12 protein-coding genes, 3 pseudogenes and 1 other annotated feature are annotated in these 15,918 nt (G+C 63.4%); of the genes and pseudogenes, 8 read left to right on the top strand and 7 right to left on the bottom strand.

Annotated elements, in window-relative coordinates:
• Nucleotides 1-3: 3 nt before the first annotated feature.
• The 4 genes and pseudogenes from LRS09_RS05685 to LRS09_RS05670 form a co-directional block, all read right to left on the bottom strand.
• Nucleotides 4-820, bottom strand: a pseudogene (locus LRS09_RS05685) (ABC transporter permease).
• A gap of 3 nt (nt 821-823) precedes the next feature.
• Entirely contained in the window at nt 824-1,741 is a 918-nt protein-coding gene (locus LRS09_RS05680) for an ABC transporter permease (RefSeq protein WP_257804836.1), read from the bottom strand.
• 75 nt (nt 1,742-1,816) lie between these two features.
• Nucleotides 1,817-3,107: pseudogene (locus tag LRS09_RS05675) on the bottom strand (PotD/PotF family extracellular solute-binding protein).
• Between the two features lie 32 nt (nt 3,108-3,139).
• Complete coding sequence (locus LRS09_RS05670) at nt 3,140-4,228, bottom strand: ABC transporter ATP-binding protein (RefSeq protein ID WP_257804835.1); 1,089 nt, start codon at nt 4,226-4,228, stop codon at nt 3,140-3,142.
• 248 nt (nt 4,229-4,476) lie between these two features.
• Between LRS09_RS05670 and LRS09_RS05665 the strand changes: the two genes are divergently transcribed.
• The 8 genes and pseudogenes from LRS09_RS05665 to LRS09_RS05630 all read left to right on the top strand — a co-directional run bounded on the left by LRS09_RS05665 (nt 4,477) and on the right by LRS09_RS05630 (nt 12,129).
• Nucleotides 4,477-5,202, top strand: coding sequence for a GntR family transcriptional regulator (locus tag LRS09_RS05665; protein WP_257810134.1), 726 nt, complete (start codon nt 4,477-4,479; stop codon nt 5,200-5,202).
• Nucleotides 5,203-5,455: 253 nt separating this feature from the next.
• Nucleotides 5,456-6,569 (top strand): annotated as a pseudogene (locus LRS09_RS30185) (ABC transporter substrate-binding protein).
• Nucleotides 6,569-7,345, top strand: coding sequence for an ABC transporter ATP-binding protein (locus LRS09_RS05655; protein ID WP_257804832.1), 777 nt, complete (start codon nt 6,569-6,571; stop codon nt 7,343-7,345). The pseudogene LRS09_RS30185 and the gene LRS09_RS05655 overlap by 1 nt, the downstream one beginning before the upstream one ends.
• Nucleotide 7,346: 1 nt before the next feature.
• A complete protein-coding gene (locus tag LRS09_RS05650; RefSeq protein WP_257804830.1) occupies nt 7,347-8,087 on the top strand; it encodes an ABC transporter permease in 741 nt (246 codons plus the stop codon).
• A 33-nt stretch (nt 8,088-8,120) separates the two neighbouring features.
• Nucleotides 8,121-8,960, top strand: coding sequence for a nucleoside phosphorylase (locus LRS09_RS05645; protein ID WP_257804828.1), 840 nt, complete (start codon nt 8,121-8,123; stop codon nt 8,958-8,960).
• Between the two features lie 22 nt (nt 8,961-8,982).
• The gene (locus LRS09_RS05640; RefSeq protein WP_257804826.1) at nt 8,983-9,999 is read left to right on the top strand and encodes a hypothetical protein; all 1,017 of its coding nucleotides are present in this window, start codon (nt 8,983-8,985) and stop codon (nt 9,997-9,999) included.
• On the top strand, nt 9,974-11,503 hold the full coding sequence (locus LRS09_RS05635) for an amidohydrolase family protein (RefSeq protein ID WP_257804824.1): 1,530 nt from the start codon (nt 9,974-9,976) through the stop codon (nt 11,501-11,503). The genes LRS09_RS05640 and LRS09_RS05635 overlap by 26 nt, the downstream gene beginning before the upstream one ends.
• Nucleotides 11,500-12,129: a class II aldolase/adducin family protein gene (locus LRS09_RS05630; protein ID WP_257804822.1), complete on the top strand. Its 630-nt coding sequence runs from the start codon at nt 11,500-11,502 to the stop codon at nt 12,127-12,129. The genes LRS09_RS05635 and LRS09_RS05630 overlap by 4 nt, the downstream gene beginning before the upstream one ends.
• On the opposite strand, the gene LRS09_RS05625 is transcribed toward LRS09_RS05630, so the two are convergent.
• The 3 genes from LRS09_RS05625 to LRS09_RS05615 all read right to left on the bottom strand — a co-directional run bounded on the left by LRS09_RS05625 (nt 12,126) and on the right by LRS09_RS05615 (nt 15,884).
• Entirely contained in the window at nt 12,126-13,637 is a 1,512-nt protein-coding gene (locus LRS09_RS05625) for a PLP-dependent aminotransferase family protein (RefSeq protein WP_257804820.1), read from the bottom strand. The genes LRS09_RS05630 and LRS09_RS05625 overlap by 4 nt on opposite strands.
• A gap of 144 nt (nt 13,638-13,781) precedes the next feature.
• Nucleotides 13,782-15,013, bottom strand: a protein-coding gene (locus tag LRS09_RS05620; protein ID WP_257804818.1) for an IS3 family transposase whose coding sequence is annotated in 2 segments (ribosomal slippage) — nt 13,782-14,722 and nt 14,722-15,013 — 1,233 coding nt in all. Because the reading frame shifts where the segments join, the coding sequence is not laid out codon by codon here.
• Nucleotides 14,613-14,729, bottom strand: a sequence feature (AL1L pseudoknot). (Overlaps the previous gene by 117 nt.)
• Before the next feature lie 283 nt (nt 15,014-15,296).
• Nucleotides 15,297-15,884: a DJ-1/PfpI family protein gene (locus LRS09_RS05615; RefSeq protein WP_257804816.1), complete on the bottom strand. Its 588-nt coding sequence runs from the start codon at nt 15,882-15,884 to the stop codon at nt 15,297-15,299.
• Between the last annotated feature and the right edge of the window lie 34 nt (nt 15,885-15,918).

Raw genomic sequence — 15,918 nt, 5'->3', positions numbered from 1 at the left:
GGATCAGCCGCGAGTCCGTCGTCGTCCGAGCCAGACGATGATGCCGAGCGTAGCCGCAATCACCAGGAAGGAAAAGAGCGTCGTCACGGTGCCGAGCGCGTAGGACCGGCGTCGTGACGTTGGTGGTCATGCCGTAGATTTCCAGCGGCAGCGTGTTGAAAGTGCCTGCGGTCATCAGCGTACGGGCGAACTCGTCGTAAGACAGCGTGAACCCGAACAGGCCGACGCCGATGAGGCTCGGCGCGATCATCGGCAGCAGCACGTGGGCGAAGGTCTGCCAGGAGGTGGCGCCGAGGTCGCGGGCGGCCTCCTCATAGGACGGCGAGAAACGGTTGAAGACGGCGAACATGATCAGCACGCCGAAGGGCAGCGTCCAGGTGAGATGCGCGCCGAAGGCCGAGCCATACCAGGAGGGCTTGATCCCGACCTGCTGGAACAACACGCCGATGCCGAGCGAGATGATGATCGAGGGCACGACAAGGCTGGCGACCGACAGGTAGAACAACGCGGTCGCGCCGACGAACTTGCGGCGGAAGGCAAGGCCCGCCAGCAGCGACACGACGACCGTGACGATCATCACCATCAGACCGAGCGTGAAGGAGCGGCGGAAACTGCCACCGAAGTCGCCAACCGCCTGCCGCTCGAACAGGTTGGCGAACCAGTGCAGCGACACGCCGTTCAGCGGGAAGGTGAGGCCGCCGTTCGGGCCCTGAAAGGACAGGATCAGGATCGCCGAAAGCGGGCCGTAGAGGAACAGCACGAACAGGATGAAGAAGGTCGACAGGACGTAGAATTCGAAAGTGCGCTTCTCGTGCGACATTGCTCAGAGCTCCTTGCGGATGTCGACGATGCGCAGGATGCCTGCGACCATCAGGAGAACGAGGACCAAGAGCACCACCGCGTTCGCGGCGGCGGCCGGATATTGCAGCAGCGACATCTGGTTCTTCATCATCAGGGCGACCGAGGCGCTTTGGCCACCGGACATGACCTGCACGGTCGAGAAGTCGGCCATCACCAGGGTGACGACGAAGATGGTGCCGATCGCCATGCCGGGCTTGGCGAGCGGGATGATGACGTTGGTGAGGATCTGCCAGCTCGTGGCGCCGGCGTCGCGCGCGGCCTCGACCAGCGACCGGTCGATGCGCATCAGCGTGTTGAAAATCGGCGTCACCATGAACAGCGTGTAGAGATGGACCATGGCCAGCACGACGGCAAAGTCCGAATAGAGCAGCCATTCGATCGGGGCAGGGACGATGCCCGAGGAGACCAGCGCCGAGTTCACCAGGCCGTTTCGGCCGAGCACGGGGATCCACGAGATCATCCGGATGATGTTGGAGGTCAGGAACGGCACCGTGCAGACGAGGAAGAGCACCATCTGCATCGTCGTCGTGCGGATGTGGAAGGCGAGGTAGTAGGCGACCCAGAAGCCGATGAAGATGGTCAGCGCCCAGACGATGGCCGCGTATTTCAGCGTGTTGAGATAGGTTTTCCATGTCACCCAGGAGCCGAGCGTCTCGGCATAGTTGAGGGTGATGAAATCGGGATACATCGCGGCAAAGTCGTAGTCCCAGAAGGACACGATCGCGATCATCAGGATCGGCAGGAGCAGGAATGCGCCGAGGATGAGCGCCAGCGGCGCCGCCTGCAGATAAGCGGAAAAGCGCGCGAAGACCGAGGCCCGGACGCGGCTCCGGCCTGCGGCCGCAGGTTCGGCGATCATCTCGTCAATGGCTGCGGTCATCTGGAAGACCCTGCTCGCGATTGGGGTTGCAGCGGATGCCTCCCCCGGCGATGGCCAGGGGAGGCAGATCGGTCGTCAGGCCGCGATAAACTCGTTCCAGCGGCGAACCATATAGCGGTCCTCGTCCATGACCGAGTTCCAGCAGGCGACCTTGCCCATGCGCTCCTCGAAGGAACCACCGTCGCGCACCGCGCCCGCCTTCTCCATGACCTTGCCGGTCGGGTCCTTGATATCGCCCTGCGCCGGCTTGCCCTCGATCCAGTAGCCCCACTCATCGTCGGACATGAACTTCTTCGCCGTCTCCATGGCCGCCGAATAGTAGCCCTGGCGGTTGAGATAGCCGCCGACCCAGCCGGACGTGTGCCCAGTTGATGTATTCGTAGGCCGCATCGAGCTTGGCACCTTCGAGGTGGGCGGCGAGGCCCAGGCCGCCGCCCCAGGAGCGGTAGCCTTCCTTGAGCGGCTGGTATTTGCAGGCGATGCCCTTGGAGCGGACGGCGGCCACGGCCGGCGACCACATCGACTGGATGACGACCTCGCCCGACGCCATCAGGTTGACGCTCTCGTCGAACGACTTCCAGAAGGCGCGGAACTGGCCGTCCTGCTTGGCCTTGATCAAGAAGTCGACCGTCTTGTCGATCTCCTCCTTGGTCATGTTGCCCTTGTCGGCATATTTGATGTTGCCCATCGCCTCCATGATCATGGCCGCGTCCATGATGCCAATCGAGGGGATGTTGAGGATCGAGGTCTTGCCCTTGAAGGCCGGGTCCATGATGTCGGCCCAGGTCGTGATCTCGCGGCCGACGAGGTCAGGGCGGATACCGAGGGTGTCGGCGTTATAGATGGTCGGAACCATCGTGAAATACTGCGTCTCGGCGGCGGCGAAAGTCTTGTCGCCGGGTTTTTCGACGAAGCCGACCGTGTGCGGCGCGGTGCCCTGCGCGATGACGCTGTCCGGCGTCAGCTTGCCGGTTTTGAACAGCGGCACGATCTGGTCGTAGTAGGTCAGCTTCTTGGTATCCATCGGCTGGATGACGCCGGCCGGGAATACCTTCTTCAGGATCCAGTATTCGATGTCGGCGATGTCGTAGCTGTCGGGCTGCGTCACGGCGCGCTGAGCGGCGGCGTCGGAATCGGTTGCCGTCATTTCCAGCGTGATGCCGAGGTCTTCCTTGCACTTGTCGGCAATGGCGTTGAGATTCGACACGCCGGTGCCGAACTGGCGCAGCGTGATCGGGTTCTGCGCCCAGATGGTCGGGAAGCCGGTGATCGCGCCGGACCCGGCCGCGAGGCCAAGGGCCGCGCCGCCGGTCTTGATCAGCGAGCGGCGGGAGATGCCGGCGGGCTTTTTCGTCGTCTGTGTCATGTCCAGTTCCCCTATGTTGTCGGTTTCTGTCGTCAGGAATCGAGCCGGCCGAGGACGATCGAGTCTTCGGGGCCCCAGGCGAGGGACACCGCGTCGCCGACCTTGACCGGTGCTGCGAAGAAGGCCGCGTCGCTGACGATCGCGGTGAAGTCCTGCACGCCGGCGCCGCTGACGGTGAGCTTCACCGAGGCGCCGCGGTACTCGATGTTGTCGACGATGCCGGTGAAGCCGAGGCCAGGGGCGTCCGGCTCGCCGATCCGCACCTTGTCGGTGCGCACCGCGATGTCGATGCTCTCGCCGACCTCGCGCAGGCCGCCGGTCGCGGAGAATTCGCCGCCACTCGGCACCGCGACCGTCACACCGCTCTCGCTCGCGGCGGTGACCCTGCCTGAGATCACGTTGTGGTCGCCCATGAAGCGGGCGACGAAGGCGGTGGCCGGCCGTTCGAACACCTCGCGCGGATGTGCTGCCTGCTCGATGCGCCCGTCGTTCATCACCACGATCAGGTCGGCCAGCGCCATCGCCTCTTCCTGGCTGTGCGTGACATGGACGAAGGTGATGCCAAGCGTCGTCTGCAGGCGCTTCAGCTCAGCGCGCATCCGGATCTTGAGGAACGGGTCAAGCGCCGACAGCGGCTCGTCGAGCAGCAGCGCTTCCGGGTCGGTGATCAGCGCGCGGGCCAGCGCCACGCGTTGCTGCTGGCCGCCGGAGAGCTGTGCCGGGCGCCGCGTCGCGTAGGGTTCCATCTGGACCAGCTTCAGCATGTCCAGCGCCTTGGCACGGCGCTCGTCCTTGGGGACGCCCTTCATCTTCAGGCTGAAAGCGACGTTGTCCGTGACGTCGATATGCGGAAACAGCGCATAGGACTGGAACATCATCGCTGTGCCGCGCCTGGCTGGCGGCAGGTCGGTGACGACCGAATTGCCGAGGCGGATGTCGCCCGAGGAGATGCTCTCGTGGCCGGCGATCATCCTCAGCGTCGTCGACTTGCCGCAGCCGGAGGGGCCGAGAAGGCAGCAATAGCTGCCGGCCGGAACCTTGAGACTGATCGCGTGGACGGCCGTCGTCTGGCCGTACACCTTGGAAACAGAAGCGATGTCGATCGTTGCGGCCTTGCTCATGCGCATCTCCCGTTCGGGAAGAGCGATGCAGAATGCGTGCCAATTGGCTTTCCGGCGCTAAACGGTTGATTCTGTGTCTTTGAGCGCGTTTTGCGCCTGCCTCGGACTTTTGCAGTGCACAAATCATAGGCGATTGTGAGCAATCATATGCAAATATTGTATGCGATCTTGCAATCAGATTGTAGCGGTTCCCATCTTCCCTTGGGCGCGGATTCCGCTAGAAGGGAACAGATATCTTGATGACCTCCATGTCCCTCGTCGCAACCCAGGAACCTGACAGCCCACAGGCGGCCGAAGACCGCACGCAGGCGATCCGCGATCACCTGCGCGACGCGATCGTCGATCGGCGGCTGGCGCCCGGCATGAAATTGACGGAGGTCGAGGTCGGCTCGCTGTTCAATGTCAGCCGCACGATGGCGCGCTCGGCGCTGCAGATGCTCTCGTTTGAAGGTCTCGTGCGGATCGAGCGCAACCGTGGTGCCTTCGTCGCCAATCCGGATCCGGAAGAGGCGCGGCAGGTCTTCGCCGCCCGGCGGCTGGTCGAGCCCGGCATCGCGTCGGAGGCCTGTGCCCGGGCGACGCCGCGTGACCTTGCCCGGCTGCGCGCGCATCTCACCGACGAGCGAAGGCACATGGATCTGCGCGGCCCGAATGCACGGCGTGCCGAGATCAAGGCGTCGGGCGAGTTCCACCTCCTGCTCGCCGCCGCAGCAGGCAACCAGATCATGCACCGCTTCATGGAGGAACTGATCGCACGCTCCTCCCTGGTGATCGCACTCTACGGGCGATCGGGCGCTTCAAGCTGCGGCCATGACGAGCATGACGGGATCGTCGCTGCGCTGGAGCGTCGGGATGCCGCCGCTGCGCAGGCGCTCGTCCTGCGCCACATCGATCACATCGAGGCCGACCTAGACCTCCGCCAAGGCGCGACGACATCCCTCAAGGCCGCACTGTCAGCCCTGTCTCCGTCCTAAAACAGAATTTCAAGGTTCATCGGCAGCGGGCTGCCACATCAAACGGAAACGGTTGGGATCGTTGACCTTGTCGGATTTCCGCGATCAGGGCCCCAGGATCGTATCTCCCAAAACCGGATAACGGACTCCCACAGAGACAGCAGTAAGGGGGCATGCATCGATGTGACGGCTCTCGAACATCGCTGCGTCAGGTTGCACCTTGGCGCAAACTGGATCCCCTCTTTGCGGATAACTGGTTGGTTGCGTGGAACCCATGTCGGTGGTGCCTTTCGGGCAACGCGCATCAGACGCAACAACGGGAACCGACATCATGACAATGGGAAAAATACTCGATCGATCCGATGGCATGAGCCGCCGTGATTTTCTTCGTTCTTCGGCCGTAACGATAGCGAGCGGCTCGGCGATGGCCGGCGCCTTCGTCAGCTTCGGGCCGGCGCGAGCCGCCGGCACTAAGGCCATGCTGGTGCAATATGACTGGCTGCTCGGCAACGGCCAGATTGGCGACATCGTCGCAAAGGCCAAGGGCTACTTCGCCGAGGAAGGTCTCGACGTCACGCTGGGCGGCGGAGGCCCCAACGCCCAGACAATTCCGCCGCTGCTGGCCGGCCAGGCAACCGCGGCGCAGATGACAAGTTCACAGACCGTTCTCGCGCATGGCGCCGGCCGTCCGGTCATGCTGTTCGCCTGCGGATATCAGTACCCCCTACGCCTACATCTCGAAGCCGTCCTCCCCGATCCGCACGCCCCAGGACCTCGTCGGCAAGACCGTCGCACTCAATCCCAATGGCCGCCTGACACTGCAGATCATCATGAGCCTGCACAACATCGACCCGGCCAGCGTCAAGACGATCACTCAGGGCGCAGACATGACCGCGCTGCTGGTGGGCCAGGCCGATGCCGTGACGGGCTTCCTCACCAATACCACGGCGCTTGCGGTGCTCGGCGAGGATCGCGTGGTGATGACCGCCGAATCTGCAGGGGCTCTCGGTTATGCCAACGCCTATCTCACCACGCCTGAGGTCTTCGCCTCGGAGCAGGATAGTCTGGTGAAGTTCATCCGCGCCTGCAGCAAGGGCTGGGGCTGGGCCTTCGAGAATCGAAAGGAAGCCGTCGACCTGATGTGCGACGCCCTGCCGAACCTCGACCGCGCGGTCGAGCACGCGACCGTCGACACTGTCATGAGCATCGCCTTCGGGCCCGATACCAAGGCCAATGGCTGGGGCTGGTTCGACAATGACAAGCTGCAGATGCAGATCGACACGTTCGACAAAGCAAAGGCCTTCGAAGTGCGAAAGCCGGTGCTCAGCGAGGTCTCTTCACACGCGATCCTCGACGCCACCGCCGATGTTCGTCCAAGGCTCGGCTGATGTCGGCAATCCGGGTATCGGGGGTGGCGGTCACGTTCACCACCGCCTCGGGGCCGATCCGGGCCCTCGACGACATTGCCATCGACATCGCGGAAGGACAGTTCTGCGTGCTGATCGGGCCTTCCGGTTGCGGCAAGTCGACGTTGCTGAGAGTCATCGCCGATCTGCAGGCACCTGACCGGGGCGAGGTTCAGGTGTTCGGCGGCAATCCCGCCGAGGCACGCCACGCGCGGCGGATATCGTTTGTCTTTCAGGAGGCGACGCTGCTGCCTTGGCGGAGCGTCATCGATAATGTCCGCCTGCCGCTCCAGGTCGGTAACTGGAAGTCGGCTGGCAGGCCACATCGCGATCCGAACGAGCTCGTGAAGCTGGTCGGGCTCGGCGGCCGGGAAGCGGCGCTGCCCCATCAGCTGTCGGGTGGCCAGCGCCAGCGTGTAGCCATCGCGCGCGCCCTCGTCACGCGGCCCGATGTCCTGCTGATGGACGAACCCTTCGGGGCGCTCGACGAAATCACGCGCGAACGCCTAAACGACGAGATGCTGAAGATCTGGCAGGAGACGGGGACCACCATCGTCTTCGTCACGCACAGCCTGTCCGAGGCCGCTTTCCTAGGCCAGTCGGTCGCGGTCATGGCGGCGCATCCTGGTCGTATGTCTAGGATCATCAATCTGGAAGGCGAGAAACCCGCCGGCGCCATCGATCGCGGCTCGAGCAGGTTCTTCGATATCACCTCGAACCTCCGACGGCACCTCGAGACAGCGGAAGGGATGGCCTGACATGATGACCATCCTGCGCCCTATCCTCGGCCTGTCGTCGCTGGTACTCGCCTGGGCGCTCGCGGTCTGGCTCTTCGACGTGCCAAACTACATCTCGCCCGGCCCCATCGGCGTGGCCAAGGCGTTCGGCACCAACTTTGGCATCCTCTTCAAGAACCTTGTTCCGACGATGCAGGCGGCCGTGGGCGGTTTTCTGATCGGCAATTTCGCCGCCATCTGCATTGCCACCGTCTTCGTGCACTGGACCCGCGTGCGCGAAATCTACCTGCCGGTCGCAGTGTTCTTCAACACCATCCCGATCATCGCGCTCGCACCAGTGCTAATCCTGATCTTTGGCCTCGGGATCACCTCCAAGATCATGGTGTCGGCTATTGTCTGCTTCTTCCCGATGCTGGTGAACATGATCCGCGGCTTCGAGTCGGTCTCTCCGTCGGAATTCGAACTGATGCGGGTGATGTCGGCATCGCGCCGGGAAGTATTCTTCAGGCTGAGGCTGCCGCGCTCCGTGCCGTTCCTGTTTGCGGCGCTGCGCATATCGGCGACTGCGAGTGTGATCGGTGCCATCGTAGCGGAATGGATCGGCGCGGAATTGGGACTTGGCGTGCTGATCATTCAGACGACCTTCGACTACCGCACCGAGCTTCTCTACGCCGCGATTGCGACGTCCTCCCTGCTTGCGCTTTGCATGTTCACCATCGTGGTCATCGCCGAGACATTCATCGTTCGCTGGCGCACCAGCTGAGCGCCGCACCAACATGCCCATACGGAGGACTTGATGAACACGACCGCTACCAACTCGCCCGCAACGATGGGCGACCAGCGCCGCATCCAACAGCTGGGTGAGATCGATCTGCCCGGCTACGTGCTCCTGCCGGGCGATCCCGACCGCGTCGATATAATGGCCTCGCAATGGGAGGACGCGACCGTCGTAACGCTGCCCCGCGGCTACAAGGCGGCGACGGGCGTCTATCGCGGGGTGCGGATCGGCGCGATGTCGACGGCGATCGGGGCGCCGTCCCTGGAGAACGTTTTCACGGATCTGGCGCGGCTGGGCGTCCACACCTTCATACGCGTCGGCACCTGCGGCACGTTGCATGCCGATATCGAAACCGGGTCCCTTATCATCAACGACGCAGCGGTCAGGCTGGATGGGACGACCCATTTCTACGCCCGGCCGGAATTTCCGGCGACGGCCTCTCACGAGGCGACGCTCGCGCTGTCGGACTCCGCTGCCGCACTCGGCCATTCGTTTCGGATCGGTACCGGCTGCACGGCAGGCTCCTTCCTGACCGGACAGGGCCGCCCGGCCTTGAACGGTTTCATGTCGAAGCACAGTGAGACCGTGCTCGAGGAAATGGCAGGTCTGGGCGTCCTCAACTTCGAGATGGAGGCGGCGTCGCTGCTTACGTTTGCGCGCATCTTCGGTTTCCGTGCTGGCGTGGTGTGCTCCGTCATCGCCAACCGACGCACCGGCGTGTGGGCGGACAGCGGCGGAGTCGCCAAGGCCTGCATGACCGGCGCAGAGGCGCTCGTGCGGCTGTCGCAGTGGGACGAACGGCGCGGCGGCCACGGCAAGGCGCCGCTCGTTGCGGCCCATCTCGCGGCGTCTGCGTGACATTCCAGAGAGAGCATTCCCCATGAATACGGCTGTCATACCAACGATCATCCGCGATAGCGTCCTGCGTGAGCCTGGGTTGGTGCGCATCCTCGACCGCAGGGTCTTTCCTCACAGCATCGAGTTTGTCGACTGTCCCGACGTCGAATCCTGCGCCAGGGCGATCGAGGAGATGGTCACGCAGAGCGCCGGCCCGGGCAAGGTGGCCGGCGCCGCGCTCGCCCTGGCGGCTGAAAGCTCTGCCGGCGCCGATGCGGACGGGCGCATGGCAGTGATGACCGCGGCGGCGGACAGGCTGCTCAGAACGCGGCCGACCAACAACAACATCCGCGACATCGTTGCCGCAGTGAAGGCGAGCCTGCCCGAGATCGCCAGCCGCGACGATTTCGTAGAGGCCGTCGATGCATTGGTTCGGCGACAGTGGGACATGCGCTTGCAGAACAGCAGGCGTCTGGGGACTGCGGCTGCGGGCTTGATAGAGGACGGCGACACGATCCTCACCCACTGCTGGGCAGAAACGAGCCTGGTGGATACTCTCGCCGTATGCATCGAGAGCGGCAAGAAAGTCTCCGTCATCTGTACGGAGACGCGGCCATACCTCCAGGGCGCTCGCCTTACCGCCCATTCGGTGGCCGAGATGGGACTGCCCGCGACGGTGATCACTGACGGCATGGCCGCCCACGCCATGGCGAGCGGAATGGTCTCTCGGTACATGACCGCGGCGGATCGGGTCACGTTGTCGGGCCACGTGTTCAACAAGGTTGGAACATTCCAGATCGCCACCGCCGCCAAGGCGCTCGGCGTGCCGTACATCGCGATGGTGCTGAAGCCGGATCGCCTGGCACCCCAGCCCGCGGCGGTAGAACTCGAGATGCGGGATGGCGACGAGTCGCTCTACTGCATGGGGCAGCGCACAGCGACGCCGCTGGCGAAGGGATGGTATCCGGCCTTCGATATCACCCCTCCTGATTTCGTCACGGCCTATGCGACCCAAGAGGGCGTCTTCCAGGCGCATGAGCTTGCCGGGCGGTTCGGCTGAGGTGGGCGAGACAGCGGTCGACGGAACCCTGATAACCAACGCCACGGTCTGGACCGACGGAGCCTTTCGACGCGCCGACATCCTGCTCGCCGGTGGTTCGATCGAGGCGATCGTCGCTCCTGGAGAGGCGAGCGGGCGGGACGTTCCGACCGTCGGCGCGACCGGCTGCGCGGTGATTCCGCCCTTCTTCAATGGTCATGTGCATTCGTCCTCAACGCTGTTCCGGGGCACCGAGAACAGCTATCCGCTGGAGCTCTGGTCGCTCTGGGCCATATGCTACGGTCGGGGCTCCACGGCCGCCTCGATCCGTGCGGCGCTGCGACTGACCGCTATCGAGATGATCCGGGCGGGTATCGGCGGCTACATCGACCACTTCCCTCCCGCCCAGTTCATGGACGATGCCCTTCATGTCCACCGCCAGAGCGGCCTGCGCGTCGGTTTCGCCCCGTTCTTCGCCGATCTGCGCGACGAGGACATCCTCGACATGCCGCTGGATCGCACGACCCTTGAGGCGCAGGCGCAGGGCCCCATGTCGGACCATGATGCGCTGCGTCTCAGGACCGAGCGATTGGCGTGGACGCGCGACGCGCGCATTACGCCTCTGCTCGGCCCGAACGCGCCCCAGCGGTGCTCGCAGCCCCTGCTCGAACTGTGGGCCGAACTTGCGGCGCGCCACGATCTCGGCAGCCACACGCATCTACTCGAAACCTATCCGCAGCATCGGCTCGCGCAGGCGCGTTGGCCTGGTGGGGCGGTGTCGGAGCTCGAGCGGCTCGGACTGCTTGACGGCCGCACTTCGCTCGCGCACGCGATTTGGCTCGACGACACGGCACGCGAGACCTTGGCCAGGCATGGCGCCACGGCGATCCACAATCCTCTCAGCAACCAGATGCTCGGTTCCGGCGCCATGCCTGTCCGCAGGATGCTCGACGCGAACATCAGGCTGGGACTGGGCACCGATTGTTCCAACACGGCAGGCCGCCACGACATGTTCGAGACCATGCGGCAGATGCTCGTCTCCGGGCGGGACCCCGGCAGCTGGCACGGTGGATGGATCCGGGCCGATGAGGCCCTGGCTGCTGCGTCGCAGGACGGCTGGGCAGCGCTCGGGCAAGGGCCGGCAAGACTGGCCGCGGGCGCGCGTGCCGATTTGCTGGTCCTCGACTTCCGCTCGGTGACACTGGCTGCCTCGGCGATTTCGCCAGCAAGCATAGTCAGCCACGGTGACCCGCGCGCCGTTCGCGACCTGATGGTGGACGGTCAATGGCTGCTGCGCGACCGTCAGGTGACGGTGTTCGACGAGGCCGCCGTCATTGCAGACGCTGAACAGCATGCCATCGATCTACGCGCATCGTCCGAAGAGGGCAGGGCTGCCCTGAAGCATATCGTCGGCAGTTATGACGACTGGAGCAACAAGACCTTTGCGGGGCTGGCATGCCCGCATTGTGGCGGCCCACATCGCCGCCTGAACAAGGCTCGCCTGGAAGGAGGAGACACACCATGAACAGCCTACACCAGATACGTCGCGAGCTTTGCCAGACCTATATAGCGATGGGCAGCTCCGGCCTGATTTTCCTCGCCGCCGGCAATGTCAGCGCACGCCAGGGCGACGGCATGCTCATATCGCCGGCAGGGGCTTCGGTCGCCTCGATAACGCCCGAGGCATTCGTCGAATGCGACTTGTCCGGCAGAGCAACCGACGGGAAACCCTCAAGCGAGTGGGCAATGCATTCTGCCATCTACGAAGCGTTCCCGCATGCTCAGGCGGTGGTTCACACGCATTCCAACTACTGTGTCGCGATGGCCGCCACCGGCGAGCCGCTTCCGGCGTTCCACTACATGGTGGCCGCCTTTGGCGGCGACGACGTTCGCTGCACACCCTACGTGCCCTGGGCGACGTCCGAGCTAGCGAAAGCCGCCGTGGTTGCGCTGGAAGGGCGCACCGCGTGCCTGCTTGGTAACCACGGCATGATCTCCCACGGAAAGTCGCTGCAGGCCGCATTCAACGCCGCACTTCGGCTGGAGATGCTGTGCATGCAGTATGTGCTGGCCCGCCAGGCTGGCGTCGTCAAAACGCTGTCGGCCGAGCATATGCGATCAGCGAACATGCGTTACGCCAGCTACGGCTAGAGCCGGGACACACAATCACGGTGGGCTTCGGCAAAGCGTCGGATCCCGTCTTCTATACGCGACGCGACGATGCTGGACACCGACAGACGAACCCAATCGTCCCTGCCGTCTTCCTTGTGAAAGTATCGGCCCCCCGGTTCGACGAGCACGCCCCGCGCGGCGGCGCTCGCTGCCAGGGCTCTGGAACCCACGCCATCTGGCACCTTCATCCAGAAGGTTGACGCACCGTCGCAATGCCGCCAGTCGGCACCAGGGAAGTGGCGACGCAGCGCAGTCGCCATCGCATCCTGCCGCTCCGACATGACGGCCTGGGCACGTCGCAGGAAGGCGCGGTAGTAGCCCCGCTCGATGAAGATCGCGAGGGCTCTCTGATTGTTGCCGGGCGGGTGCCGATGGATCAGCCGACGCAAGGCCCGCATTTTGGCGATGACCGAAGGGTGGGCGATCACGTAGCCGATCCGCAGGCCGGGAGCTATCAGCTTCGATAGGCTGGCTATATGGATGACCCGCTCCGAACCGGGCAGCGATTTCATGGCGGGAGGATATTTTCCTTCGGCGAAGATCTCCGTCTCGAACGTGTCCTCGACCACGATGAAGTCGTCGCGGTGCGCCTGATCGAGAAGCGCAGCTCTTCGCTCGTGCGACATCACCGCCGTTGTCGGGCACTGGTGTCCACAGGTCAGGAAGACCGTATTGCAGCCGCGCATCTGTTCGCCAAGGATCACGCCGTCTTCGTCGAGGGCGAGTGGCCTGACTCGGGTCCTGGAAAGGTCGAGCATCTTCGCCATGTCGGGCATTCCAGGGTGCTCGATTCCGGATATCGTTTCTGCGCCTCCGAACAGCTGGCTCACCAGGTAGCGGCCCTGCTGACCGCCAAGCGTGATCAGAATGTTCTCGGGTCGGGCCAGGATGCCATGTCGGGGCAGAACCTCCGAGCGAAGTTGTTCGATCAACAAGGAATCGTCTTCGTCGACGACGTCCTTGCCCCAGTTTTGGATCTCGGAAACACTCAGTGCCGAACGTTCGCATTCCCTCCAGCGCCCGATGGGGAATATGGACGCGTCGAACTGCCCGTATAGGAAGCTTGCGTACGTTGGCCTTATCGTGGGGAGCTCGGACTCAGAATTCAGCTTGAGGGTAAAACGGCGGGGCCACTCCACGATATCGTCACTGTCATCGGACGTATCTTCTGCAAATTCCGGATGTGCGGATGAGGCAAGGTAGGTGCCGGACCTGTTGCGGCTGGCCAGAACGCCTTGTTCAACCAGAATCTCGACCGCGCGCTTTGCAGTGTTGCGGCTGATACCCAGGCTTTCCGCTATAGCGCGTGTTGACGGCATTCGCGCGCCTTCGGGGATCCTCTGCCGCTTGATCGCGGCAAGGACAATTTGCACTGTCTGAATATGCAGATTTCCGATGGTTCGATCGAGCGGTTCTGACTGGGTGAGCCATCGACCAGAGCCCCAACTTCGACTTAGCTTCCTTTGTTCGGTGGTCGCTGGCTCCATGACATATCCCATCTGGAAGGCCTGGAAAAACTAGACTCAGACCGTGCCCAAATAAAGCTCGTAGGGATCGTCTACGAAGCAAATTCCTAGCAGAGAACCGGGAAATGAACCGCGCCGGGTTTTCCGGAGGCCGTTTCGTTTGAGTCACGCGGCCATGGCTGGTTCTACCAGCATGGCGTAGTAGCGTTCCTCGGCTTCCGCCGGCGGGATGTTGCCGATGGGCTCCAGCAGCCGGCGATTGTTGAACCAGTCCACCCATTCCAACGTCGCGAACTCGACTGCCTCGAATGAGCGCCATGGTCCGCGTCGGTGGATCACCTCGGCCTTGTAGAGACCGTTGATGGTTTCGGCGAGAGCGTTGTCATAGCTGTCGCCGACGCTGCCGACCGACGGCTCGACGCCGGCTTCCGCCAGGCGCTCGGTGTATCGAATGCTGACGTATTGGCTGCCTCTATCACTATGGTGCACGAGCCCACCGCGATGGATTGGCCGCCGATCGTGGAGAGCCTGTTCCAGAGCGTCCAGGACGAAGCTCGCATGCGCCGTCCGGCTCACCCGCCAGCCGACGATCCTTCTCGCATAAGTGTCGATGACAAAGGCGACATAGACGAAGCCGGTCCAGGTCGCGACGTAGGTGAAGTCGGAGACCCACAGCATGTTCGGTGCCGGGGCATGGAACTGGCGATTGACGTGATCGAGCGGACAAGGTGCGGCCTTGTCGCTCACCGTGGTGCGGAGCGGCTTGCCGCGGATGATGCCTTCGAGACCCATGGCCTTCATCAGGCGGGCAACCGTGCAGCGGGCAACATCGAAGCCCTCGCGCTGCAACTGGCGCCAGACCTTGCGAACGCCGTAGACGCGGAAGTTAGCCTCGAACACGCGGCGAACCTCATCCTTCAAGGCTGCATCCCGTCTTGCCCGAACCGACAGCCGGGAGGGATCGACGCGCTTGGCGACACGGTCATGGTAGGTCGACGGGGCAATCGGCAGCACCTTGCAGATCGGCTCGACCCCATGCGCCCCACGATGATCGTCGATGAACGCGATCATGGCCTGAACCGGCGGTCGAGCTCCGCCTGGGCAAAATACGCGCTCGCCTTGCGCAGGATCTCGTTGGCTTGCCGAAGCTCGCGGTTCTCGCGTTCCAGAGCCTTGAGCTTCGTCGCCACATCCGTAGGCACACCGGCGCGAACGCCGCTATCGCGCTCGGCCTTCTTCACCCACTCATGCAACGTCTGCGCCGTGCAGCCGATCTTGGCGGCGATCGACGACACCGCCGCCCACCGCGAGGTGTGCTCGCCTTCGTGATCCAGAACCAGCCGCACCGCGCGGGCACGGACCTCGGGAGAAAACCTGTTCGTTGTCTTGCTTGTCATGGCTCCACCTTCTCAAGGATTGGAGCCTCCGATCAACCCGGCGCGGTTCAAAACGTATGTGTCTCGACCGAAGAGCGGTCGATCTAACTCAGACGCATGCAGACAGTGCAAACCTGCTGCATCCGGCCACGAAGGCCACCATTGGCGCCGCGCCCGATGCGGAAACCCAATGCTCACCCCGGCTCGGACCGAGCGAGCCTCTTTGACGACATCACCATGGGCATGTGGAGACGGCCGGCGTGCATAAGATCGATGCCCGCCGGCCATTTGCAGCCTGCACAGGTCAGGCGTGCGAGATTTTTGTGCCGAGCACCTTGAGGCACTCGCGCATGAAGGCGGCGAGTCCGGTCCAGCCCTTAGCCGAAACCATATTTCCGTCGACAAAGGCCTCTGTCGGCTTGACGTCGATATAGGTCCCGCCGACGGCCGTGACCTCTGGCTCGCAGGCTGCAAGCCCTGCAACCTTACGGCCCTTCAGAACACCGGGCACCGCCATCAGAATCTGAACGCCGTGGCAGATGGTGAAGATCGGCTTGCCGGTGTCATGAAAATGACGAACCATGGCTTGCACGCGTTTGTCGGTGCGAATGTATTCCGGACCACGCCCACCGGCTGCATAGACGGCGTCATAGTCTTCGACCTTCACTTCGGAGAAGGTCTTGTTGATGTCGGCATAATGACCGACTTTCTCAGTGTAGGTCTGGTCACCTTCGAAATCGTGCAGTGAGGTCTTGATGCGATCGCCGGCCTTCTTATCGGGGCAAACAACATGAACGGTGTGACCGACGGCTTCCATGCCTTGCTGGAAAACGAAGATCTCGTATTCCTCGGTGAATTCGCCTGTCAGCATGAGGATTTTCTTGCCGCTCATCTGTGTCTCCTGTGTCTTGAGGTGGAAGCGACAT

Source organism: Mesorhizobium sp. J428 (genome assembly GCF_024699925.1).
Classification (GTDB): Bacteria; Pseudomonadota; Alphaproteobacteria; order Rhizobiales; family Rhizobiaceae; genus Mesorhizobium_A.
Note: the sequence above shows the minus strand (reverse complement) of the source record. Positions and strands in the feature narration are given on the sequence as shown.